Origin of the sequence: Microbacterium sp. 71-36 (assembly GCF_001898305.1) — a bacterium.
GTDB lineage: Bacteria > Actinomycetota > Actinomycetes > Actinomycetales > Microbacteriaceae > Microbacterium.
The window spans coordinates 99,868-123,212 of record NZ_MKTP01000003.1 but is presented as its reverse complement, the minus strand read 5'-3'; the positions used below and the strand labels follow the sequence as shown (position 1 = coordinate 123,212).

The 23,345-nt window shown below is 71.2% G+C and carries 24 protein-coding genes; 14 read left to right on the top strand and 10 right to left on the bottom strand.

From position 1 onward, the window contains the following. Positions 1-282: 282 nt before the first annotated feature. On the bottom strand, positions 283-549 hold the full coding sequence (locus tag BGO45_RS10850) for a hypothetical protein (RefSeq protein ID WP_292694049.1): 267 nt from the start codon (positions 547-549) through the stop codon (positions 283-285). Beyond that, on the bottom strand, positions 540-1,496 hold the full coding sequence (locus BGO45_RS10845; RefSeq protein ID WP_292694046.1) for a DUF2599 domain-containing protein: 957 nt from the start codon (positions 1,494-1,496) through the stop codon (positions 540-542). The genes BGO45_RS10850 and BGO45_RS10845 overlap by 10 nt, the downstream gene beginning before the upstream one ends. Positions 1,497-1,786: 290 nt before the next feature. Between BGO45_RS10845 and BGO45_RS10840 the strand changes: the two genes are divergently transcribed. Continuing rightward, on the top strand, positions 1,787-2,386 hold the full coding sequence (locus tag BGO45_RS10840) for a HEAT repeat domain-containing protein (RefSeq protein WP_292694043.1): 600 nt from the start codon (positions 1,787-1,789) through the stop codon (positions 2,384-2,386). Positions 2,387-2,390: 4 nt separating this feature from the next. Here the strand turns inward: BGO45_RS10840 and BGO45_RS10835 are convergent, their stop codons facing one another. Genes BGO45_RS10835 through BGO45_RS10825 form a run of 3 tightly spaced genes read right to left on the bottom strand, consistent with a single transcriptional unit; the run spans position 2,391 to position 6,687 of the window. Next, a complete protein-coding gene (locus BGO45_RS10835; protein ID WP_292694040.1) occupies positions 2,391-3,815 on the bottom strand; it encodes a gamma-aminobutyraldehyde dehydrogenase in 1,425 nt (474 codons plus the stop codon). Continuing rightward, positions 3,812-5,173: an aspartate aminotransferase family protein gene (locus BGO45_RS10830; RefSeq protein WP_292694037.1), complete on the bottom strand. Its 1,362-nt coding sequence runs from the start codon at positions 5,171-5,173 to the stop codon at positions 3,812-3,814. Before BGO45_RS10830 ends, BGO45_RS10835 begins: the two co-directional genes overlap by 4 nt. A gap of 26 nt (positions 5,174-5,199) precedes the next feature. Further along, positions 5,200-6,687 carry a CoA-acylating methylmalonate-semialdehyde dehydrogenase gene (locus BGO45_RS10825; protein ID WP_292694033.1) on the bottom strand — a complete coding sequence of 496 codons (1,488 nt, stop codon included), beginning with the start codon at positions 6,685-6,687 and terminating at the stop codon, positions 5,200-5,202. A gap of 100 nt (positions 6,688-6,787) precedes the next feature. Here BGO45_RS10825 and BGO45_RS10820 point away from each other — a divergent pair, with 100 nt between their 5' ends. From BGO45_RS10820 to BGO45_RS10810, 3 genes are all read left to right on the top strand, one after another. After that, a complete protein-coding gene (locus tag BGO45_RS10820) occupies positions 6,788-8,440 on the top strand; it encodes a PucR family transcriptional regulator (RefSeq protein WP_292694030.1) in 1,653 nt (550 codons plus the stop codon). 50 nt (positions 8,441-8,490) lie between these two features. After that, positions 8,491-10,167 (top strand): cellulase family glycosylhydrolase, encoded by a 1,677-nt coding sequence (locus BGO45_RS10815; protein ID WP_292694027.1) that lies wholly within the window; start codon positions 8,491-8,493, stop codon positions 10,165-10,167. Positions 10,168-10,246: 79 nt separating this feature from the next. After that, positions 10,247-12,298: a glycosyltransferase family 39 protein gene (locus tag BGO45_RS10810; protein ID WP_292694025.1), complete on the top strand. Its 2,052-nt coding sequence runs from the start codon at positions 10,247-10,249 to the stop codon at positions 12,296-12,298. Positions 12,299-12,328: 30 nt separating this feature from the next. On the opposite strand, the gene BGO45_RS10805 is transcribed toward BGO45_RS10810, so the two are convergent. Next, positions 12,329-13,126 (bottom strand): alpha/beta fold hydrolase, encoded by a 798-nt coding sequence (locus tag BGO45_RS10805; RefSeq protein ID WP_292694023.1) that lies wholly within the window; start codon positions 13,124-13,126, stop codon positions 12,329-12,331. Positions 13,127-13,183: 57 nt separating this feature from the next. On the opposite strand from BGO45_RS10805, the gene BGO45_RS10800 reads away from it, so the two are divergent. The 5 genes from BGO45_RS10800 to BGO45_RS10780 all read left to right on the top strand — a co-directional run bounded on the left by BGO45_RS10800 (position 13,184) and on the right by BGO45_RS10780 (position 16,459). Beyond that, entirely contained in the window at positions 13,184-13,753 is a 570-nt protein-coding gene (locus tag BGO45_RS10800; protein ID WP_292694020.1) for a mismatch-specific DNA-glycosylase, read from the top strand. A 77-nt stretch (positions 13,754-13,830) separates the two neighbouring features. Continuing rightward, entirely contained in the window at positions 13,831-14,127 is a 297-nt protein-coding gene (locus BGO45_RS10795) for a DUF1905 domain-containing protein (protein ID WP_292694018.1), read from the top strand. Between the two features lie 4 nt (positions 14,128-14,131). Beyond that, positions 14,132-14,584: a prepilin peptidase gene (locus BGO45_RS10790; RefSeq protein ID WP_292694016.1), complete on the top strand. Its 453-nt coding sequence runs from the start codon at positions 14,132-14,134 to the stop codon at positions 14,582-14,584. Positions 14,585-14,700: 116 nt separating this feature from the next. Then, positions 14,701-15,723 (top strand): YhjD/YihY/BrkB family envelope integrity protein, encoded by a 1,023-nt coding sequence (locus tag BGO45_RS10785; protein WP_292694014.1) that lies wholly within the window; start codon positions 14,701-14,703, stop codon positions 15,721-15,723. A 28-nt stretch (positions 15,724-15,751) separates the two neighbouring features. Further along, the gene (locus tag BGO45_RS10780; RefSeq protein WP_292694012.1) at positions 15,752-16,459 is read left to right on the top strand and encodes an NAD(P)H-hydrate epimerase; all 708 of its coding nucleotides are present in this window, start codon (positions 15,752-15,754) and stop codon (positions 16,457-16,459) included. A gap of 13 nt (positions 16,460-16,472) precedes the next feature. On the opposite strand, the gene BGO45_RS10775 is transcribed toward BGO45_RS10780, so the two are convergent. After that, entirely contained in the window at positions 16,473-17,228 is a 756-nt protein-coding gene (locus tag BGO45_RS10775) for a glutamine amidotransferase (protein ID WP_292694009.1), read from the bottom strand. A 68-nt stretch (positions 17,229-17,296) separates the two neighbouring features. Here BGO45_RS10775 and BGO45_RS10770 point away from each other — a divergent pair, with 68 nt between their 5' ends. Together BGO45_RS10770 and BGO45_RS10765 are read left to right on the top strand one after the other, a co-directional pair. After that, positions 17,297-17,524, top strand: a complete 228-nt coding sequence (locus BGO45_RS10770; RefSeq protein WP_292694007.1) for a response regulator — start codon at positions 17,297-17,299, stop codon at positions 17,522-17,524. Beyond that, entirely contained in the window at positions 17,521-18,162 is a 642-nt protein-coding gene (locus tag BGO45_RS10765) for a CYTH domain-containing protein (protein WP_292694006.1), read from the top strand. Before BGO45_RS10770 ends, BGO45_RS10765 begins: the two co-directional genes overlap by 4 nt. Positions 18,163-18,221: 59 nt before the next feature. On the opposite strand, the gene lpdA is transcribed toward BGO45_RS10765, so the two are convergent. Beyond that, positions 18,222-19,619 (bottom strand): dihydrolipoyl dehydrogenase, encoded by a 1,398-nt coding sequence (gene lpdA, locus BGO45_RS10760; protein WP_292694004.1) that lies wholly within the window; start codon positions 19,617-19,619, stop codon positions 18,222-18,224. A 9-nt stretch (positions 19,620-19,628) separates the two neighbouring features. Further along, positions 19,629-20,270 (bottom strand): copper resistance CopC family protein, encoded by a 642-nt coding sequence (locus tag BGO45_RS10755; protein WP_292694002.1) that lies wholly within the window; start codon positions 20,268-20,270, stop codon positions 19,629-19,631. A 257-nt stretch (positions 20,271-20,527) separates the two neighbouring features. Here BGO45_RS10755 and BGO45_RS10750 point away from each other — a divergent pair, with 257 nt between their 5' ends. From BGO45_RS10750 to BGO45_RS10740, 3 genes are all read left to right on the top strand, one after another. Beyond that, a complete protein-coding gene (locus tag BGO45_RS10750; RefSeq protein WP_292694000.1) occupies positions 20,528-21,022 on the top strand; it encodes an FHA domain-containing protein in 495 nt (164 codons plus the stop codon). After that, the gene (locus BGO45_RS10745) at positions 21,022-21,708 is read left to right on the top strand and encodes a MerR family transcriptional regulator (protein ID WP_076490727.1); all 687 of its coding nucleotides are present in this window, start codon (positions 21,022-21,024) and stop codon (positions 21,706-21,708) included. The genes BGO45_RS10750 and BGO45_RS10745 overlap by 1 nt, the downstream gene beginning before the upstream one ends. A 96-nt stretch (positions 21,709-21,804) precedes the next feature. Continuing rightward, positions 21,805-22,347, top strand: a complete 543-nt coding sequence (locus BGO45_RS10740) for a MerR family transcriptional regulator (RefSeq protein WP_292693997.1) — start codon at positions 21,805-21,807, stop codon at positions 22,345-22,347. A 148-nt stretch (positions 22,348-22,495) separates the two neighbouring features. Here BGO45_RS10740 and BGO45_RS10735 read toward each other — a convergent pair whose 3' ends face one another. Continuing rightward, complete coding sequence (locus BGO45_RS10735) at positions 22,496-23,308, bottom strand: ParA family protein (RefSeq protein ID WP_076490725.1); 813 nt, start codon at positions 23,306-23,308, stop codon at positions 22,496-22,498. Positions 23,309-23,345: the final 37 nt, after the last annotated feature.

Genomic DNA, 23,345 nt, shown 5'->3' with positions numbered 1-23,345 from the left:
TTGCTCAATGGTGAAATCGAGACTTATTCCGCCGTAACAACGCGGAAACCGTCGTTTTGCGCCTTCCGATGCAGAGGCTGGTGCGGGGACGACTGTACGTCCTCTCGATCGTGACTCCTGTTCTCCTGACTGTCGGCACCCTCGCTGTCGAGGAGTCCACGGCCGCCGTGCACCGCGCGCACGCTGCACGGGTCTGGACGATGAACGTCTTGCCTGCTTCCTCAGAGACGTGCGGCGATGCCGCGCGGCGCTGGGCGGTACAACACCGGGAGGCAGGGGACGCTAGAGACTTGAAGAGGGAGGCGGGGCGGTGGCCGTACGTCTCGTGGCTAACGCGACTATCCCGCTGACTATCCCGACCGCCACGCTGCCGAGCAGCAGGGCCCAGCCGAGCCAGTCGGCTTCGCCGCCAGGATCCAGATCAGCTTTCAGACCTGCATCGTAGAGTCGGACGAGGGAGTACACGAATGCGGACAACGCGACGGCGAACGCCGCGATCGCGCTGATCATCGCAGTACGGGCAAGTTTCGTCGAGTTCATCAGTTGCACCCATGCGCCACGCTATCCGTATAGCTGGAGCGTCGCACCCATTCGTCGAGATTCCAGGTCGACTTGAACGGCGCGAACACTTGGTGACACTTGTACTGCCAGTACATCTGAGTGGTGTTCGCACTCGGGACGCGCTTGATCACTTCTGCCCATCCCTCCCGGATGACATTGCCATCCGCTGAATTGATGCGGTTGAACCAGCTGGGGGTGATTGACAGTGTCCAGCCACGCGGATCACGTGCGATCCACCTCGCGCCGTCGATCAGACCAACCCCCAGCCAAGGGTCGGCAACGACGGGATACGTGGTGGTTGCAGCGTCGTGCTCAACGACCTGGATCAGTGTGTAGCCGTCGAGTTCGTAGTGAGTTGCCACGGGCAACCCGGCCGCGTCCGTTGCCCACGCCGGTGCGACACCGCCGATCCAGGTGCCGTTCGCGGCGGTGATGGCCACCGCCCCTGTCTCCGCGCTCAACGTGACCGTCGCGCCTTCAGGAACCTGCAGAGGGTACGCGTAGCTCGTTGGAGCATTGGCACCGTCGATGACGGTGCTGATCTGAATAGACCCGTCTGCTTTCACCGCCAGTACTGTCGAGGATCCGTCACCCATGTCATATGACACCAACCCTGATGCGTCGACTTCAGCGGGTTGAGACTCGTCGGTGGCAGGCAGCTCGATGGAAACGGCAGCCACCCCGTCCGCCAACGTGATCGCGTCGGACGGGTCCACTGGGATTTCGATCGCGACATCGCTGCCGACCGAGGCAACCTCAAGCTGCTGTCCGGATGGTGTGCCCTCAACAGGAACAGTCCCCTCCAGCACCTCCGGTGCGATACCCGCAATCAGATCGATCGGACTTGGATCGTCAGCCTGGGCCGGGGCCACAAACCCAACGATGAGCGCGGCGACAACCACAGCGCACGACGTCCCACGAAATGTCAGCTTCATCGATACACCTTTCGTTACACACGGTCTCTGATGGGACAGCGCCCTTGCCGACCTCATACGGCGACAGCTGGGGTCGACTGCCGATGGCAGGCCGGGGTCACCGTCCATTGACACCCAACCGTCGCGCGGCCGGGTTGCTGCGGTCGGGGATGTGGAATTCACCCGCATGGACGGTGACGGTCGTCTACTTGGTGGTGGTGTGGTGTTGCTTAGTTCTGTCCGGCGCTGGAGCGGAGCCTGCCGTCCCGGCGCGTGACAAGCTGGGCGGGGCGACGAACGGGAGGGCCGCGATGGCCGACGGCGAGATCACGGCGGGTCTGCGGGCCGCTTTGGAGCGAGAGGACGCCTCGCTCCGCCTGCGCGCGGCGATGGACGCCGGCACGCGCCCGAACGATGTCTTCATCGACGTCCTGGTGGCGCGCTGCGCCGTCGAGCCCGACTTCTTCGTCCGCGACATGCTCACCTGGGCGCTCACCCGGCATGACTCTGCGCTCGTCGTCGCCGCGATCCTGCCCGAACTCGGTTCACCCTTCCCGCAGGCCCGGAGTCAGGGCCTGCACACGCTGTCGAAGATCGGCGACCCGGCCACGTGGTCGGCGATCACCCCCGCCCTCCTGCACGACGAGGAGACCCCCGTGGCGCGGGCGGCGTGGCGGGCGGCGGCGGGACTCGTGCCGGACGCCGAGCGGGCGGATCTCGCCTCCGCGCTCGCGGTGCACCTCGGCCGGGGCGACGGTGAGACGCAGCGCAGCCTCGCCCGCGCGTACGTCATGATCGGCGAGGCTGCGCGTCCCGTGATCGAGCGGGCCTCCTCCTCCGACGACGAGGCCGTCCGCGCCCACGCGCACGGGATCCGCGCGCTGCTGGACGACCTCGCCGCCGAGGAGTGACCCCTCAGGCCAGGCTCGACATCACGTGCTTGAGGCGCGTGTAGTCCTCGAAGCCGTAGACCGAGAGGTCCTTGCCGTAGCCGGAGTGCTTGAACCCGCCGTGCGGCATGTCGGAGACGAACGGGATGTGGGCGTTGATCCACACGCACCCGAAGTCGAGATCGCGGCTGAAGCGCAGCGCGCGGCCGTGCTCGCGGGTCCACACGGAGGCGGCGAGCGCGTACGGCACGCCGTTCGCCATCTCCAGGGCTTCGGCCTCCTCGTCGAACGCCTGCACCGCGAGCACCGGCCCGAAGACCTCCTGCTGCACCAGTTCGTCGTCCTGGCGAAGGCCCGTGACGATCGTGGGCGCGAAGAAGCTGCCGGTGTCGCCGACGCGGTGTCCACCGGTCGCCACGCGCGCGTGCGCGGGCAGGCGGTCGACGAAACCCTGCACGCGGGCGAGCTGGTCGGGGTTGTTCACCGGGCCGAAGAAGGCCTCGGGGTCGTCCGGCGCCCCCACCTTCACGTTCTCCCGGACGTACGCCACGAGGCGCCCCACGAGCTCATCGTGCAGCGAGGAGTGCACGAGCACGCGGGTCGCCGCCGTGCAGTCCTGCCCGGCGTTGAAGAACGCCGCCTGCGCGATCCCGGCGGTCGCGGCATCCAGATCGGCGTCGGGGAAGACGATCGCCGGCGCCTTGCCGCCGAGTTCGAGGTGCACGCGTTTGACCTGCCGCGCCGCCGACTCGGCGACCTGCATGCCCGCGCGGACCGAGCCGGTGATCGCGACGAGCTGCGGGATCGGATGCTCGACGAGGGCGCGCCCGGTCTCACGGTCGCCGAGGACGACGTTGAGGACGCCGGGCGGGAGGATCCCGGCGGCGAGCTCGGCGAGGCGCACGGTGGTCTGGGGCGTCGTCTCGCTCGGCTTCAGCACGACGGTGTTCCCGGCCGCGATCGCCGGAGCGATCTTCCAGATCGCCATGTTCAGCGGGTAGTTCCACGGCGTCACCTGGGCGACGACGCCGATCGGCTCGCGCCGCACGTAGGAGGTGAACCCTTCGGCGTACTCGGCGGCGGCGCGCCCGTCGAGATCGCGCGCGGCGCCGGCGAAGAACCGCAGCTGGTCGACCGACTGGTCGATCTCGTCCGCGACCAGCGTCGCACGAGGCTTCCCGGTGTCCTCCGACTCCAGGTCGGCGAACTCCTCGGCGTGGTCGGCGAGCGCGTCGGCGAGCCGGAACAGCGCGAGTTGCCGCTGCGCCGGGGTGGTCAGCCGCCACGACGCGAAGGCCCGCGAGGCGGCGGCGAAGGCGGCATCCACCTCCTCCTCCGTGGAGCACGGCGCCTGGCCGTAGACCTCACCGGTCACGGGGCTGACCAGCTCGAGGAGGCGCCCGGTCGACGGCGTCGAGACGCCGTCGACCACGTTGGACAGTGTCTTCACGACGCGGCCGCCTCGTCGGCGACGGACAGGGCCTCGTCGATGATGTCGAGGCCGCGGACGAGCTCGTCCTCGGAGATCACCAGCGGCGGGGCGACGTGCACGCGGTTGAAGTGCGTGAACGGCCAGAGGCCCGCCTTCTTGCACGCGGCGGCGAACGCGGCCATGGGGGCGGCGTCGGCTCCGGCGGCGTTGAACGGTACGAGCGGTTCGCGCGTCTCGCGGTCGCGCACCAGCTCGATCGCCCAGAACAGTCCGCGGCCGCGCACCTCGCCGATCGACGGGTGCTTCTCGGCCATCTCGCGGAGCCGCGGGCCCACGACGCGCTCGCCGAGGTCGCGGACCCGCTCGAGGATCCCGTCGCGGCGGAACACCTCGAACGTCGCGATGCCGGGCGCGCACGCGAGCGGGTGGCCCGAGTACGTCAGGCCACCGGGGAAGGTCACCGTGTCGAAGTGGGCGGCGATGGCATCCGAGATCACCACTCCGCCGAGCGGCACGTAACCGGAGTTCACGCCCTTCGCGAAGGTGATGAGGTCGGGCACCACGTCGAACGCGTCGACCGCGAACCACTCGCCGATGCGGCCGAACCCGACCATGACCTCGTCGGCGATGTAGACGATCCCGTACTTGTCGCACAGGGCCCGGACGCCGGGGAGGTACCCGGGCGGCGGCACGAGCACACCGTTCGTGCCGACCACGGTCTCGAGGATGATCGCGCCGATCGTCGACGCGCCCTCGAGGATGATCGTCTGCTCGAGGTGCTCGAGCGCGCGGGCGGTCTCCTCCTCCTCGGATGCGGAGTGGAACGCCGACCGGTAGGCGTACGGGCCGAAGAAGTGCACGACCGAGGCGTCGGCCGGCTCGTTGGCCCAGCGGCGCGGGTCACCGGTCAGGGTGATCGCGGTGGAGGTGTTGCCGTGGTAGCTGCGGTACATCGCCAGCACCTTGCGCTTGCCCGTGACCAGGCGCGCCATGCGGACCGCGTTCTCGTTGGCATCCGCTCCGCCGTTGGTGAAGAACACCTTCGAGAAGCCCTCGGGGGCCACCTCGGAGATGAGGCGAGCGAGCTCGCCGCGCGTGCCGTTGGCCATCGCGGGCTGGATCGTGGCCAGCTCGCCCGCCTGCCGCTGGATGGCCGCGACGAGGTCGGGGTGCTGATGACCGAGATTCAGGTTCACCAGTTGCGACGAGAAGTCCAGGTAGCTGTTCCCGGCGTGGTCCCAGAACGTCGCGCCGTCACCACCGGCGACGGGCAGCGGATCGATGAGCGCCTGCGCGCTCCAGGAGTGGAAGACGTGCGCGCGGTCGTCGGCGCGGACCTGCGCGTCCGCGGCGAGGTCGGGGGAGGTGAGGGTCATGATCGTTCCTTTCCGGATGCCGCGGGTCAGTGGTTGCTCGGGAAGCCGAGGCTGATCTGGCTCTCGCTGGGGTCGGGCCAGCGGGTCGTGACGACCTTGCTGCGCGTGTAGAAGTGGATCGACTCGGGGCCGTAGATGTGCGAGTCGCCGAAGAGCGAGTTGCGCCAGCCGCCGAACGAGAACGCCCCGACGGGGACCGGGATCGGCACGTTGACGCCGACCATGCCGACCTCGATGTCGAACTCGAACTGGCGGGCGGTGCCGCCGTCGCGCGTGAAGACCGCGGTGCCGTTCGCGAACGGGCTGGAGTTCATCAGCTCCACGGCCTCGTCGTAGGTCTTCACCCGCACGACCGAGAGCACCGGTCCGAAGATCTCGTCGTCGTACACCTTCATGCCGGGGGCCACGCGATCCACGAGCGAGACACCGATGAAGAAGCCGTCGCCCTCGAACTGCTGGGTGGTGCCGTCGACGACGACCTCGGCGCCCTCGGCCGCTGCGCCCGTGACGTAGGAGGCGACCTTGTCGCGGTGCTCGCGTGTGATGAGCGGACCCATCTCGCTCGCGGCATCCGTGCCGGCGCCGATCTTCAGGCCCTGGATGCGGGATGCCACCTTCTCGACGAGCGCGTCGGCGACGTCGTCGCCCACGGCGACGAGCACCGACACGGCCATGCAGCGCTCGCCGGCGGAGCCGTAGGCGGCCGAGACGGCGGCGTCGGCCGCGGAGTCGAGATCGGCGTCGGGCATGACGACCATGTGGTTCTTGGCTCCGCCGAGGGCCTGGACGCGCTTGCCGTTCTCGGCGGCGCGCGAGTAGATGGACTTCGCGATCGGCGTCGAGCCGACGAAGCTCACCGCGCGGACGTCGGGGGAGTCCAGCAGCGCGTCGACGGCGACCTTGTCGCCGTGCACCACGTTGAGGACGCCGGCCGGCAGCCCCGCCTCCTCGAACAGCTTCGCGAGGAACAGGGATGCCGACGGGTCCTTCTCGCTGGGCTTGAGCACGACCGTGTTGCCGCAGGCGATCGCCGACGCCGTCATCCACAGCGGCACCATGACCGGGAAGTTGAAGGGGGTGATCGCGGCGACCACGCCGACGGGCTGCTTCACCGAGTGCACGTCGACGCCGCGGCTGACCTGCTCGGCGTGCTCGCCCTTGAGGAGGTGCACGAGGCCGGCGGCGAACTCGACGTTCTCGATGCCGCGGCTGATCTCGCCCTTGGCATCCGAGAGCACCTTGCCGTGCTCGGCGGTGATGATCGCGGCGAGCTCGTCGGTGCGATCGACGAGGAGGTGGCGGAGCCGGAAGAAGACGTCGGCGCGCTTGATCAGGCTCGTCGCCCGCCAGGCGGGGAGCGCGGCCTTCGCGACGGCGATCGCCTCGTCGACCTCGGCGGTGGACGCGAAGGCGACCTGGGCCTGGACGCGTCCGGTGGCCGGGTCGAACACGTCGCCCGTGCGCTCCGCGGCGCCGCGGGCTTCGCCGTTGATGTGGTGGTGGATGACGGTCATGCGGATCCTCCTCGATGTCTTCGGTCGTCCGGACAGATCGACCGGGAGCGCCGTAGGGTGTTCACTGCCGATTCTGCGGCACGAGGGAGGGGACACGCCCATGGCTGATCGTCGCGAAGACGAGCGCTCCCGGACAGATCGTCCGGATGCCGCGGACGTGCCCGGCGATAGGGGTCTTCCCACCCTCGCCGAAGTGCTCGACTCACCCGCGCTCGCCGCGGGTGCGCCCGAGCTGCTGGTCGGGGGAGCCGCGCTCTCCTCACCCGTGCGGTGGGTCCACGTCTCCGACAGCCCGGGCGTCGCCCGGTTGCTGGAGGGTGGCGAACTGCTGCTGACGACCGCGTCGGCGTGGCCCGCGGAGCCGGCGGATCTGCGGACGCTCGTCCGGGACTTCGTGCGGGCGGGTCTGGTCGGGATCGTCATCGAGCTCGGCGTGCACTACCGCTACGTCCCGACCGTCGTCGTCGAGGCGGCGGGCGACGCGGGGCTTCCGTTGATCGCCCTGCACCGCGAGATCAAGTTCGTCAGCGTCACGGAGGAGGTGCACCGGCGGATCATCGACGATCAGACCGCGGCGCTGCGGGCGCGCGACGACGTCCGGACGCTGTTCACCTCGCTCGCCCTCCGGGGGGCGCCCGCGGACTACGTCGTCGAACGCCTCGCGCACACGCTTCGCGCTCCGGTCGTCCTCGAATCGCTCGCACACGAGGTGATCGTGGCGGAACTCGCCGAAGCCGACCCCGCGGTGCTCGACGACTGGCAGGAGCGGTCGCGCCGGTTCGGCGACGGCGACGACGGGCGTTCCCTCGTCCCGGTGGAGGCGCGCGGCATCCGTTGGGCGACGCTCGTCGCGCTCGCCGGCCCCGGGCACCCCGCCGGGCGTCGGGCCGTGCTCGAACAGGGGGCGACGGCGCTCGCCCTCGGCCGCCTCACCGACCCCGACGGAGAGGACTGGGCGCGTCTCGGCCGCCGCCGCCTGATGGACGCGCTGCTGGGCGGGCGCTACGGCTCGGCCGACGAGGTGATGGCGCTGCTCGGCGCGGCGCGCATCGACCTGCGCGGGGCGGCGCTGTTCGGGCTCGCGGTCGAGGACGCGGCCGCCGCCGACGTCGAGGCGGCGGCGATCGAGCTCGGGGGGCGCGCCCTCTGCGCGACCCCGCGGGGGGCGGGAGAGCGCGCGGACGGATGGATGCCGGTGCTCCTGGCCGTCCCCTCCTCGACGACCTTCGCGGGGGCGGCCGCCGAGCGCTTCCGTGCGCGCCTGCGCCACGACGGGAGCGATCCCCGCCTCACCGTCGGGCCGCGCGTGGACGGGGAGGCGGGCGCGGCGGCCGTGCCCCGCCTGCTGGACTCGCTCGAGCAGTCCCTCGACCTCGCCGACGTGGGGGACGTGCCCGAGGGCTCGGTGCAGTGGGTCGTCCGGCATCCGCTCCTCCGGTTCGTCTCATCGCTGCGGGGCGACCACCGCCTCCTCGAGCACAGCGAGGACCTGCTCGCCCCGGTCCTCGCCGCGCCGCCCGCCCGGCGACGCGACCTGCTCGCCGCGCTGGGCGCGATCGTCGCACACCCCGGCAACCGCACGGCGGCGGCCGCGGCCGCACACGTGTCGCGGTCGGTGTTCTACCAACGGCTCGACCTCGCCGAGCGCGTCCTCGGTGTCGACCTGGACGACGGCGAGGTCCTGGCCGCCCTCCACCTCGCGCTGGTGGTCCACCGCGCGCATCGTTCGCCGGGCGCCTCCCTGCGGCGCTGACGGGGGCCGACCCGCCCGCTACGATGACCGCAACGGGCAGGGGAGTGGGCATGAGGGAACGGTGGTCACGCCTGAGTCGTGCGCGGATGCGGGTCGCCGCCGTCGCGGCCGTCGCGGGGCTTCTGTTCGCCGGGGCCGTCACGGCTCCGCCCGCATCGGCGGCCGTGCCGGGATGGCTGTCCACCAGCGGCTCGACGATCGTGACCTCGACCGGCGCGCCGTACACGATCGAGGCGGTCGCCTGGTTCGGCATGGAGACCTCGAACTGCGCACCGCACGGTCTGTGGTCGATCTCGCTGGACGAGGGGCTGACGAGCATCGCGGCGATGGGGTTCACCACCCTCCGCCTCCCGTTCTCCAACGAGTGCCTCGCGGCACAGCAGTCCACCTCGATCAACGCGGCGGTGAATCCGGGGCTCGCCGGTCTCACGCCGCTGCGGCTCCTGGACACCGTGATCGCCCGTGCCAAGGCCCACGGCCTGTCCGTGATCCTCGATCGTCACCGCCCGGATTCGGGCGCGCAGAGCCAGCTCTGGTACACGTCGCAGTACTCGGAGAAACGGTGGATCGACGACTGGACGATGCTCGCCGGGCGCTACAAGGACGATCCCACCGTCATCGGTGTCGACCTGCACAACGAACCGCACGGCCCCGCGTGCTGGAACTGCGGCGATCCCGCCCGCGACTGGCGCGCCGCCGCGACGCGGGCCGGCAACGCCGTGCTCGCCGTGAACCCGCGGCTGCTCATCATCGTGGAGGGAGTGGAGCAACAGAACGACGGCACCAGCACCTGGTGGGGCGGTGGACTGAAAGACGTCCGGTCCGCGCCCGTCACTCTCTCGGTCAAGAACCGCGTCGTCTACTCTCCCCACGACTACCCGGTGTCGGTGTACGCGCAGAAGTGGTTCTCCGATCCTCGGTACCCCGCGAACCTGGCGGCGCTGTGGGATGCCAACTGGGGGTACCTCGCGAAGGAGAACATCGCCCCCGTCCTCCTCGGCGAATTCGGCACGAAGCTCGAGACCGCGAGCGACCGGGCGTGGCTGGCGGCGCTCGTCGACTACATCGCGCAGCGGAAGATCAGTTACGCCTACTGGTCGTTCAACCCCAACAGCGGCGACACGGGCGGCCTGGTCGCCGACGACTGGCGCACCCTCCAGACCGCGAAGCTGACCGCGCTGAAGCCGATCCTGACCCCGGTGCCGCAGCCGACCCCTCCCGTCACGCCGAAGCCCACTGCGACGCCGAAGCCGACGGCGACCGCGACGCCGACGGCCACCGCGACGCCGAAGCCGACGGCCACCGCGACGCCGAAGCCGACGGCCACCGCGACGCCGAAGCCGACGGCCACGGCGACGCCGAAGCCGACGGCGACGCCGAAGCCGACCGCCACCGCGACGCCCACACCGAAGCCCCCCGCGGGTTCGGCCCCCGCTGTCACCGCGACCTGGATCCCGCAGAGCGCGTGGGGCGAGGGCTACGTCAGCGAACTGACGGTGACCGCGGCGAACGCCGTGGCCGGCTGGACCGTGTCGTGGGAGTCCCCCGGCGCCACGGCGGTGACCAACGCGTGGGGGATGACCTGCGCCCTGCGCTCCTCGACCGTCACGTGTCGGGGCGAGGGATGGGCGGGGGCTCTCGCGTCGGGTCAGACGGTGCGGGTGGGACTGCAGATGGCCGCGACGGCGGCCCCGGCCGCTCCGCGACTGAGCGTCACCGCGAACTGATCGCCGGCGGACGGCATCCATACCCCACCCATAGGTCTCCCACGGTGACCGTTAGTGATGGGCTGCCTACGATGCCGCGGTGACCGCCACCCTCAGCATCCCGCGCCCCACGCTCGCCCGGCCCGCCGCGATGTCGCGACGCCGCCGGCGCGCGTGGCCGTGGGGGCTCGCCGCGATCGGTCTGCTCGCGCTCGTCCTGACCGGGTGGCAGGTCTGGGACGGCGCGCCGTCCGAGTACTACGCCTCGATCGCGCTGTCGATGAGCCAGTCGTGGTCGAACTTCTTCTTCGGGGCGATGGACCCCTCCGGCACCGTGACGCTCGACAAGATCCCGGGTTCGTTCTGGGTGCCGGCGCTCTTCGTCCGCGTCTTCGGCTACTCGACGTGGGCGGTGATCCTCCCCAACGCCCTCGCCGCCGTCGGCGCGGCGCTGATCACCGCCGTCGCGGCGCGGCGTCTGGCCGGGGTGCGCGCGGGACTGCTCGCGGGGGCGATCGTGGCGGTCACCCCGATCTTCGTGGCGGTCTCCCGGTCGAACCAGCCCGAGTCGTTCTTCGTCCTGGGCCTGGCGATCACCGCGTGGGCGGCCGTTCGTGCACTCCAGCAGCGCAGTCTCGGCTGGCTGGTGGTGGCCGGGGCGGCGATCGGCCTGTCCTTCCAGTTCTACATGCTGGAGGCCTGGGCGGTCTGGCCGGCGCTGGCCGCGGCCTACCTGGCCACCGCGCAGCCCTGGGCGCGCCGGATCGGACACCTCGTCGTGGCGGGGACCGTCAGCGCGGTCGCGTCGCTGTGGTGGGTGGCGATCGTGGCGATGATCCCGGCGAGCGCTCGGCCGTACATCGGCAGCACGCTCGGCAACGACCCGTGGGAGATGGTGTTCGGGTACAACGGGCTCGGGCGCTTCGGCGCCACCAGCGACAGTTCCGCGTACGAGTCGTTCACCCCGCCGTTCTCCGGCGATCCCGGCGTGTTCCGCCTGTTCAACGCGCAGCTGGCGGGGCAGATCGCCTGGCTCATCCCCGCGGCGATCGTGGCGATCGTGGTGCTGTGGCTGCTGCGCTTCCCCCGTCCGCTCGCGCTGCTGCTCACGGTGTGGCTGGGAACGTTCGGTGCCATGTTCTCCGTCGTCGCCGGGATGCACCAGTTCTACACGTCCGCCCTGGCCGTCCCCCTCGCCCTGGCGGTGGCCACGGCGCTCGCGTGGAGCGCCCGCGCCGGCAGAGCCTGGCCGACGGTGACGATCCTGGCGACGGCGGCGGTCACCGCGGTCGGCATCGGGATCTCGGTCGGCGGCTACAGCATCCCGGTCGCGATCGCGCAGGCCGTCGTCGCGGGCGTCGCCGTCGTGCTGCTGCTCTCGCGCCATCGGGCGCGCCTGGTGACGACCGCCGCGATGGTCGTGGGGCTGCTGCTCACCCCCGCGGTCTGGTCGGCCGTGACCATCGCGCACCCCAACTCGATCAACCCGGTCGCCGGAGGGGTGTCGGAGATGGCATCCGGGTTCGGCGGCCGCGGCGCCACCGCCCCGGGCGGCGCGCAGGCGGGAGGCTTCGCCGGTGCGCCCAACGGGGCACCCGGGGCCGGCGGTTCGGGCGGATTCGCGGCGCCGAACGGCGGCCCGGGAGCGCAGGGCGCGACCCGGGACGGTCGAGGCGCACGGTTCGGCTCCGGCGCCGCGGCCGGTCAGGGGTCGACCGGCCGGACCGGCGGCGTCGGTGGTGCGAGCGGCTTCGGCGGCGGCGACCAGACCGCCCTGCTGTCCTGGCTCGAACAGAACCGCGACGGGGCGACCTATCTCGCGGCCACGTTCGGGGCGCAGAGCGCCGCGGGGCTCATCGTCGCCTCGGACGGCGAAGCGGTGCTCCCGATCGGAGGGTTCAACGGAACGGATGCCGCGCCCACCCTGGAGCGGTTCGTCTCGCTGGTCGAGAGCGGTCAGCTGCGCTACGTCGTCGCCGGGCAGGACCGTATGGGCGGTCCCGGTGGGGCCTCGGTCGGCGCCGGAGACACCTCGACCGGAACCGTGTCGGCGCAGATCCGCTCGTGGGTGGAGCAGAACTGCACGACGGCGACCGATGCGCCCAGCACCGTGTACGTATGCGCCGCGGGCGAGAGCGGCTCCGGCACCTGATCCGGTGCGGCCTCAGGTGGAGGCTGCCGCTCAGAGATCGCGCGAGAGGAACGCCACCCCGGCCTCGCGGAACGCGCGGGCGCCGGGGGCGTTCACGTGGTGGCGCCCCGGGATGTCCACGAACTCGCCCTGCGGAAGAAGCCCGGCCAGACGGGCCGACTGGTCGTGGATCGGATCCTCGGTGCCGGTGGCGATGAGCACCGGCTGCCGCGGAGGCGACGCGGGGTCCGGATCGGTCTGCCCGAGGCGCATGCCTTCGGCGACGGCGACGAGCGCGCGCAGGTCGTTGCCGGGGACGCGCTCGGCGAGCGACATGTAGCGCTGGGTGGTGGCATCCGTGACCGGTTCGCCGTGGTCGAGGAACGCCCGGGCCTGATCGACCTGCAGCCGGGCCAGGGGCCGACCGTCCGGGATGCCGCCGAGCACCGCCCGTTCGACGTGCTCGGGGGCGTCGACCGCGAGCTGCCAGCCCACTCGGCCGCCCAGCGAGTAGCCGAGGTAGCGGACCTGATCGACGAGGTAGGTGTCGAGGACGGCGACGAGGTCGGAGACGAGGGCGCTCATGCGATAGGCGTCCGCGTCGTGCGGTTTCTCGCTCAGGCCGTGGCCGCGCTGATCGACGGCGAGCACGCGGAACCCGGCCCGGAGCAGGTCGCGCACCCAACCGGTGTTGACCCAGTTGTCGCGCGTGGACGACCCGAAGCCGTGCACGCACAGCACCGGCGGCGCCTCGGGATCGCCCCACGAGTACGTCGCGAGGCGGATGTTGTCGCCCACGATCACGAACTGCGCAGGGGGGACTTCGGTGAGCGCGGGCACGGCATCCATTCCGCCGATCCTGGCACAGCGACGCCTCCCTCGTGCGGATGTGGTCATAGTGGTCGCATGGGGTATTCACGCGCCGAGCTGGAGTCGTTCCGGGATGCCACGATCCCCGACCTCATCGGACCGGGGCTGCGCCTGTTGTTCGTGGGGATCAACCCGGGCCTGTGGACGGCTGCGACCGGGACGCCGTTCGCCCGCCCCGGCAACCGGTTCTGGCCCGCTCTGGTCGAGGCGCGGATCCTGCCGCGCCTTCCCGCCTACACCGGCCCGCTGGATGGCGCCGATCGCGCCATGATCTTCGCGGCCGGCGTCGGAGTGAGCAACATGGTGGCTCGAGCGACGGCCCGGGCGGACGAGTTGAGTCGTGAGGAGCTCCGCGCGGGCGCCGAGGCGCTGGAGGCCCGCGTGGCGGCGCTGTCGCCGCGCGCGGTCGCGGTCGTCGGGCTCACCGCCTACCGACAGGGCTTCGGCCGTGCGAAGGCGGTCGCGGGTCGGCAGGACGAGGGCATCGGGGGAGTGCCCGCCTGGGTGCTGCCGAACCCCAGCGGTCTCAACGCGCACGACACCGTCTCGTCGTTGGCCCGGGCGTATGCGGTGCCCGCGCGCGCGGCGGGGATCCTTTCCGCGTGACGGCTCCTCCCCAGGGGACAACGCCCGGGACGTGTCGGGGCCGGCGAGTAGGGTGACCGCGGCGGAAGGAGACGCACATGATCGTGGAGTTCGAGGGAGAGGTCTTCCGGTGGGCGGCTCGCCTCGACAGCGACTGGTACTTCGTCGCGCTGCCGCTCGATCTCAGCGAGGCCGTCCGCGAGACGCAGACCTACCGGCGCGGGTTCGGCGGCGTTCGCGTCGAGGCCTCGATCGGCACCTCCACGTGGAGGACTTCGGTGTTCCCCCAGTCGGACGGCGCGTACGTCCTGCCTCTCAAACGCGCGGTCCGCGACCGCGAGGGCATCGAGCCCGACGGGATCGTCCTGGTGCACCTGTCCGTGCTCGACGCGTAGCACTGTGCTCGGCGTCGCTCTCGCCGTCTTCGCGGTGGGGTCCGTCGTGCTCGGCGTCGTCGATGTCCGCCATCATCGACTGCCCCACGCGCTCGTCCTGCCCGCGCTCGCGCTCGCGCTGGCGCTGCTGACATCCGCCGCGTTCGTCGCCGGTGAGGCCGGCCGCCTCGCCGGGATCTGGAGTGGAGCGGCCGGGGCGTTCGTGCTCGGTCTCGCGCTCCACCTCGCCCGGCCCCGGGATTTCGGCGGCGGTGACGCGACTCTCGGCGCGCTCCTGGGGGCGCATCTCGGCTGGTTCGGCGCGGACGCCGTGGTCGGCGGGCTCGTCTCGGGGTTCGTCTGCGGTGGGGCCGCCGCTGCGGGTGCCCTGCTCGCCGGCGCCCGCCGCACCGGGATCGCCTTCGGTCCGCCCCTGCTGCTCGGCACGTGGTGGGTGCTGCTGGGCGAGGTCGGATGAACCGCCGCCGCAGCATCGTCGCCACGCAGCCCGGCGCGTTCCGGCACGGTTCCGCCCGGCGCCGCCCCCGGTCAACCCCGCACCGAGAATCCGCGGGGCCCGCATAGCCTGGGGCAATGCTTGACCTCTTTCGTCGCGTCACCGCGTGGGCGCTTCAGCAGCGGCTGGTCCGCGCTTTCCTCGTCTACTCGGGGCGGCGTGGACCGATGCTCGCCGACAGCGTCACCTACCGCACGCTCTTCAGCGTCTTCGCGGGGGTGCTGATCGGGTTCTCGTTCGCCGCCCTGTGGCTCGCGGGCAACCCCGACGGCCTCGCCGCCCTCGTACGCTCGGTGGACAGTGTCATCCCGGGCCTCGTCGGACCGGGCGGACTCGTCGACGTCGAGAAGATCGAGGCCCCGGCCGGATTCACCGTCGCGGGGATCCTCGGATCCGTCGGTCTGATCGGTGCGGCCATCGGCGCGGTCGGATCGCTCCGCTCCGCCCTGCGCCAGGTCGCCGACGTCACCACCGAGGACACGCTCATCGTCTGGGTCCTCCTGCGCAACCTGGCGCTCGCGATCGGCATCGGCGTGGCGCTCGTGGCCGCCGCGGGGGTCACGTTCCTCGCCACCGCGGGCCTGACCGTCGTGCGCGACTGGTTGGGCATCCCTGCGGACTCGTGGGCGACCGGCATCCTCACCTGGCTCGTCTCCACGCTCGTCGTGCTCGCCCTCGACACCGCGGTCGTCGCGGTGGCGTTCGCGCTCCTGTCGGGCCTCCGGGTGCGACGGGCGACGCTGCTGCGCGGTGCGCTGCTCGGCGGTGTCGGGCTCGTCGTGCTGCAGCAGTTGTCGGGACTGTTCGTCGGAGGTGCGAGCAGCAATCCGCTCCTGGCGACCTTCGCGGCCCTGATCGCGCTGCTTCTCTGGCTCAATCTCTCCAGCCAGGTGATCCTGCTGGCGGGCGCGTACATCACCGTCGGACACGAGGAGGACGAGGACCGCGTGCGCGCGAAGTACGCCGCGTCCACCCTCGTGCAGTTCCGCGTCCAGCGCGCCGAGCGGGCCGTGCAGGCAGCCGTGGGAGAACTGGATGCCGCCCGCGAGGCCGAGGCGAAGGAACGCGAGGCGATCGCGAAGAGTACCGCTCGCGGCTGACTCGCGGGGACGCGTCTAGGGTGGCCACATGACCGAGCGCACCGTCGCGTACACCGCCGATGCGATCCGCGCGGCCGAAGCTCCGCTCCTGGCCGCCGGGCGGCCGCTCATGCGCGAGGCCGCGCGGGCGCTTGCCGAGGTCGTCGCCGATGAACTCGCGCGGACGCCCGGTCCGGTGCTCGTCCTGGCCGGGTCGGGCGACAACGGCGGCGACGCCCTCTATGCCGCCGCCGACATCGCCGGCGCGGGCACGCGGGTGGACGTCGTGCTCACCCGTGATCGTGTCCACCGCGACGCGCTGGACGCGGCGGTCGCGGCGGGGGCCGGGCTGCGAGACGCGTCCGACATCTGCGGCGCCCACTCCGACCACGTTCTCGTCGTCGACGGCATCCTGGGCATCGGTGCCTCCTCGGACTCGCGGTTGCGGGGGACCGCCCGTGCTGTCGTCGAGGCGCTCCTGCCGGTGGTGGCCTCGGAGCGGGTGCGGGTGGTGGCCGTGGACGTCCCGAGCGGCCTGCACCCCGACTCCGGCGAAGCGGATGCCGCGGTCCTCCCCGCCGCGACCACCGTCACCTTCGGTGCGGTCAAGGCGGGCCTCCTGCGTGGGCACGGCCCGAGACTCTCGGGCCGCCTCGTGCTCGTCGACCTCGGACTCGAACCGCAGCTGCGGCGCGTGCATCCCGCGGTCACCGCGGCGGTGCCGGTCGTGCGCCGCGCGCCGGCGCCGTGGGCGTGACGCCCCGCGTCGCTCAGCGGGCGTACCGCTCCACGAACGCGCGCAGGATGCCTCCGGTGGCCGTCACGGGTGCCCGTCGGACGGCCGCGAGCGTGAGATCGAGCTCGTCCGCGGCGAAGTACCCGTACGACGCGTAGGCGTGGATACGCGTGACGATGCCGTCGAGGTCGAGTTCGGGGTGGAACTGCGTGGCGTAGACGTTGTCTCCGACGCGGAACATCTGCACCGGGCACGTGGGGGAGGACGCCAGAAGGGTCGCCGTCGCCGGCAGGAGCGAGATGGCCTCCTTGTGTCCGACGAACGCGGGGAACCCGTCGGGGAGGTCGGCGAGCAGCGGATCGCGGCGACCGGCATCCGTCAGCGACACCTCCACGACGCTGATGGGTTCGGCGAAGGTGCCGTCGATCGGTGCCCCCAGGTGCGTCCCGAGGGTGCCCACGCCGTAGCAGGCACCGAGGAACGGGGCATCCCGCGCGACGACGCGGTCGACGAGCTCCGCCATCTCAGCCTCCACCCGCCGCTGGACCGCAGACTTCTTCTCCCACGGGTCGGACGCGTTGAACGGGCTCCCACCCACCAGGATGCCGGAGACCTCGTCCAGGTCGATGTCCGGCATCGGGTCGCGCTCGAGCCGGACCCTCCGCAGGCGCTCCGGCGGAAGGCCCGTGAATCGCAGGAAGAGGGCGTACTCCTCGTCGGCGGGGAGGTCCTGTGCGCGGGTCGCGAGGAGCACGAACGGCTTGTCGCCGGGGAGGTCCGCGCTCGTCACCCGAGCGAGTCTAGGGGAGGGGTGTCAAGGCGCGGGTCGTCCGAAGAGGGCCGGTCTACGCTGGGTCCATGGCTATCGCACGACTGACCGGAGGCCCGCTCGACGGGCAGGTGATCCCGCTCGAGAACGAGTCCGACGACTCCCTGATCCTTCCCTACAGCGAAGGACAGCTCGTCTACCGCCGCGACGGCGGCTTCGAGAACACGGGCGACTCCGACGGCCCCACCCAGGCCGTTTTCGCCTATGTCGAGGAGACCGAGGACATCAACCCGAACGTCGACGGACGCGACGATTGATCACGCCCGCGCCGGGCTCGTCGTCGGTCGAGGTCGAGTCGAAGTACGACGTCGACACCGATACGGCCCTGCCGGACTGGTCGGCGCTGCCGGGGGTCGTCCGGGTCGGTGACGCCGAGCCCCGTGACCTCGACGCACGGTACGTCGACACCTCCGAGGCCGACCTCGCACGCAACGGCGTCGCGGTCCGCCGTCGTCAGGGCGGCCCCGACGAGGGCTGGCACGTCAAGGCCCCTGCCGAGGGCGGTCGCTCCGAGACGCAGTGGCCGCTCGGCGACCTCGGTGATCCCGACGCCGACCCGGTCGTCCCCGACGTCGTCCAGGATGCCGTGGCGGCCTGGGCCCACGGCCCGTTCCTGCCGCTCGCGCGCGTGCGCAACCACCGCACGGCGTACGCCCTGCTCGACGCGGACGGCGGGCTGGTCGCGGAGTTCGTCGACGACCGCGTCCGTGCCCGCGATGAGCGGCGGGGCGTGGAGTCCGAGTGGCGCGAGTGGGAGGTGGAGCTCGGCCCCGCCGGTCCCTCCGATGCCGACGGGCGCGCCGCCCTGTTCGCGGCCGTCGACGCGGCGGTGTTCGCCGCGGGCGGTCGGCCCGCGGCATCCGGATCCAAGCTCGCCCGCGCGCTCGGGCACTGACCTCTCTTCACGCAGAAAGCCCGCCCGGACATCCGGGCGGGCTTTCTCGGTTCTTCTGATCAGAGGTTGATCATGTGGCCGACGAGACCGTGGAACGCCTCCTGCAGACCCTCGGACAGTGTGGGGTGGGTGTGGACGTTGCGGGCCGCCTCGAGGGCGGTGAGGTCCCACTTCTGCGCGAGGGTCAGCTCCGGGAGGAGTTCGGAGACGTCGGGGCCGATGAGGTGGCCGCCGATGAGTTCGAGGGTGTCGGCGTCGGCGACGAGCTTGACGAAGCCGACGGGTTCGCCGAGGCCGTTGGCCTTGCCGTTGGCGGAGAAGGGGAACTTCGCGACTTTGATGTCGTGGCCGGCGTCGCGGGCCTGCTGCTCGGTGAGGCCGAAGGAGGCGACCTGGGGGTTGCAGAAGGTGGCGCGGGGCATGTTGCGGTAGTCGCCGAGGGTCTGGGTCTCGGCGTTTCCGATGGTCTCGGCGGCGACGACGCCCTGGGCTTCGGCGACGTGGGCGAGCTGGAGTTTCGCGGTGACGTCGCCGATGGCGTAGATGTGGGGCACGTTGGTGCGCATGTGGTCGTCGATGTCGATCGCGCCGCGCTCGGTGAGCTTCACACCGGTGTTCTCGAGGCCGAACCCGTCGACCTTGGGGGCGAAACCGATGGACATGAGCACGCGGTCGGCGTCGATGGAGCCCTGCGCGCCGTCCTTCGCCGTGTAGGCGACGGTTACGGTGTCGCCGTGGTCGGTGATGGTGTCGACCTTGGTGGAGGTGAGGATGTCGACGCCGTAGCCCTTGTACTGCTTCTGGATCTCTTTGGAGACTTCGGCGTCTTCGTTGGGGAGGGCGCGGTCGAGGAACTCGATGATCGTGACCTTCACGCCGTAGTTCGTCATGACGTACGCGAATTCCATGCCGATCGCGCCGGCACCGACGATGACGATCGAGGAGGGGAGCTCGCGGGTGAGGATCTGCTCCTCGTAGGTCACGACGTTCTCCGACAGGGTCACGCCGGGGAGGAGACGGACGGTGGAGCCGGTGGCGATGATGACGTTGTCGAAGGTGACCTGCTCGGTGGACCCGTCGGCCTTGGTCACGGTCAGGGAGTGGTCGTCGGTGAAGTGTCCGCGGCCTTCGTACTCGGTGACCTTGTTCTTCTTCATCAGGTAGTGGATGCCCTTGACGTGCCCCGCGGCGACCGACCGGGAGCGGTCGAAGGCCTTGCCGAAGTCGAAGGTGACGTCACCCGAGATGCCGAACAGGTCGGCCTTGGCGTGGAAGGTGTGGGCGAGGTCGGCGTTGCGCAGCAGCGCCTTCGAGGGGATGCAGCCCACGTTCAGGCACACACCGCCCCAGTACTTCTCTTCGATGACCGCGACCGACAGCCCCAGCTGCGCGCCGCGCACGGCTGCGACGTACCCGCCGGGACCCGCACCAAGAATGACCAGATCGTAATGAGGCATGAACTCAGCCTATCGTCCGGCGGTGCCTGCGGAGCCGCTTCCGGAGGAGCCGCCACGGCCCCGCGCGACGAGCAGCCAGACCACCAAACCGACGACGATCAGGAGCGCGACGGCGAGCAGGATCCACGGCAGGGGAGAGGCGTCCGAGGCGTTCTCCGCCGGCGCGGGCGTCGTCGTCACGGTGACGGTCGGCTCGCGCGACGCCGCCGCCGACGGCGTCGTCGTGGGGGTGGCCGTCGCCGTCGGGGTGGGGGCGGCGGGGACCGTGAACGAGAACGTCCCGTCGATGGGGTGGCCGTCGCTGGAGACGACCCGCCACACGACGGTCACGGCACCGGATGCCGACCCCGCCAACGCCTGGGTCACGACTGTGCCCGAGACCGTCGGCGCCCCGTCGGTGAGCGAGGTACCCGTGGCATCCGTCACCTGGATCACACTCGCGCCGTCCGAATCGAGGATGTCGGCGCTGTAGCTCAAGGTGATCTGCGCCGGAAGTGCGTCCAGCACGGCGTCGGCGGACGGATCGGACGAGACCAGTTCGTCGTGCGCGAGGGCGGGGGAGGCGGGAACGAGCAGCGCCGCGAGCGCGACGGCGGCGGCGGCGAGGACGGCGGGCAGCGTGCGCCGACGCGGCGCGGAGGTCGTGGTCACGTACCGACCCTAGCGAGGGCGTCCGGACGGGGCCTGACAACGGATGCCGGCCGAGGATGACGCGCGGGGTGACCCGGACTCGACAGGGCCGACCCCGGATCGGTAGGTTCGAGTGTCCCCCGTTGCCGCGAGCCGCTGCCCGAAAGCGGTCCGTGCTGCCGACGTGGGAAGAAGACGTACATCCCCGGCCTGCACGAGGGTCGATCGACCGCTCCGGCTGGGAGCCGGTCGGCTATGGTGGAAATGAAGGAGAAGCCGTGGACGAGACCCGCAGATTCGAGCGCGACGACATTCGACGCGCCGCAGACGCCGCCGCGTCCGACCGCTCGCACGACACGACGCAGACGTTCGGACACGACGCCGACCTGTCGTTCGTCCCCTTCGGCGCCGACCTCAACGAGGCCGAGCTCGAGGCCATCGATGCGCTCCCGTCCGGTGCCGCGCTCCTGATCGTCCGCTCCGGCCCCACGACCGGCGCGCGCTACCTGCTCGACACCGACGTGACGACCGTGGGTCGCCACCCCGAGGCAGACATCTTCTTCGACGACGTCACCGTCTCGCGCCGTCACGCGGAGATCACCCGTGCGGGCTCCGCGTTCGAGATCGTCGACCAGCGGTCGCTCAACGGCAGCTACGTCAACGGGGAGCGCGTCGACCGATCGGCGCTGGTGAACGGTGCCGAGGTGCGCATCGGCAAGTTCCGCCTGAACTTCTTCGGTTCGCCCGTCGACCTTCCGTCGGCAGACCACTGATGGCGGCAGCCCCGGCCCGCGGTCGTCCGGCGGCCTCGGGGCTGTTGAGCATCGGACAGGTCCTCGCGCGACTCACCCCCGAGTTCCCCGCGCTGTCCTCCAGCAAGCTGCGGTTCCTCGAGGTGCAGGGGATCGTCTCCCCGACACGCACCGACTCCGGGTACCGCAAGTTCTCCCCGGCCGACCTCGAGCGTCTGCGCCTCGCGCTCACCCTGCAGCGCGACCACTACCTGCCGCTGGCGGTCATCCGCGACTACCTCGCCGATGTCGACGCGGGTCGCAACCCCGCCCCGCCGACCGCGATCGCGTCGATGACGAACGCTCCGCGCCGCTACCGCCGCGATGAGCTCCTCTCGGCCGCGGGCGCCGCACCCCAGCTGCTGAACGACGCGATCAGCACCGGTGTCATCGCCGGGGCGGAGACCTATCCCGAGCAGACCGTGTCGCTGCTGCGTACGCTCGTCGCGCTCGATCGGCACGGCATCGAGCCGCGCCACGTGCGATCGCTCCGGCAGAGCGCCGAGCGTGAGGCATCCCTCGTCGAATCCGCGCTCTCGGCGTTGCTGCGGCGTCCGGATGCGGCGTCGCGCGCGCGCGCGAGCGAACTCGCGCCCGAGCTCGCGGCGCGTCTGGACGAGGTGCGGACCCTGTTCGTCCGTGAAGCGATCGACCGGATCCTGTCCTGATCGCGACACGCCGACCCCCTCGCGTCGGATGTCGTTGCCGGGGGACCCTGGCTGATCTAGCGTGGAGACAACGAGCCGATGAGGAGGGACGCGAGCATGAACGCTGGCGACGCACTCGGTGAACCCCGGTTCGCCACCGAACTCCTCTTCACCGACGGTCTCCCCGAGATGGACGACGACACGGGCTACCGTGGTGCCGTCGCCGCCCGGGCCGCGGGCATCACCTACCGCCAGCTCGACTACTGGGCTCGCACCGAGCTCGTGGTCCCCACCGTCCGCGGCGCGAGCGGCTCCGGTTCGCAGCGGCTGTACGGCTTCCGCGACATCCTCGTGCTGAAGCTCGTCAAGCGTCTGCTCGATACGGGCATCTCGCTGCAGCAGATCCGCACCGCGGTCGATCAGCTCCGCGCCGCCGGCATCCGCGACCTCGCGGGCACGACCCTGATGAGCGACGGAGCGTCGGTGTACCTGTGCACCTCGAACGACGAGGTCATCGACCTCGTCAGCCGCGGCCAGGGCGTTTTCGGCATCGCGGTGGGCAAGGTCCTCCGCGAGGTCGAGTCGACGCTCGTGGATTTCGAGTCGGCGACCGACGCCGTCGACGAACTCGCCGCCCGTCGCGCGGCCCGCACCGCCTGACCGTCGTTTCGAACGACGGGACGCGGGACCCCTTCCGCGATAAACGCCGTCTGCGACGAGACACGGCTCGTCGTCGCGTTTCTCGCCGCGGATGCCGTTTATCGCGCTGACGTGACGGCTGCCCGCGGCCGCCGAGGGCGGCGTCCGGTCAGGACTGCGAGGAGTCGCCGGCGACCGGGATGCGGCCGGTGCGGACGATCCGGTCCAGCAGGGCGTCGAAGTCGGCGGCGAGCTCCTGCGCGGAGTCGCCGGGCCACACGTGCAGCGGCTTGGCCGCGCCCTGTGCCTGCTGCAGCGACGTGCGCTCGGGAAGCTGGGGATTGAGCACCAGCGGGCCGAACATGTCGCGCAGCTCCTTGATGCGGAACTGGTGCTCGATCGACTGCGGGCGCACCCGGTTGACCACGACGCCCAGCGGCTGGAGGCGCGGGGAGAGGCCGCGGCGGATCTCTTCGATCGCGCGCAGGGCGCGGTCGGCGGCGGCCACCGAGAACAGGCCCGGCTCGGTCACCACGATCACGCGGTCGCTGGCGGCCCAGGCCGTGCGGGTCAGCGCGTTCAGCGACGGGGCGCAGTCGATCAGCACGAGGTCGTACTCGGACTCGATGGTCGCGAGCGCCTCCTCGAGCTTCCAGACGTCGCGCACGCTCGGGTGCGGACCGTCGAAGTTGATGGCGGACGGGCTGCCGATGAGCACGTCGATCGTGCCGGGGTGGACCTTCGCCCAGCCGCTGGAGGTGATCGCCTGACGGACGACCTTCTCCTTCGGGTTGGCCAGGACGTCGGCGATGTTCAGCCGGCCGGCGACCTGGATGTCCATACCGGTGGACACATCGGACTGCGGGTCGAGGTCGACGACGAGAGTGCGAACGCCACGTGCGAAGGCGGCGGATGCCAGCCCGAGCGTCACGGTCGTCTTGCCGACCCCGCCTTTCAAAGAGCTGACGGAGAGTACGTGCACGAGCGTCTACGTTACCTTCCCCTAGGCTGTGAGCACA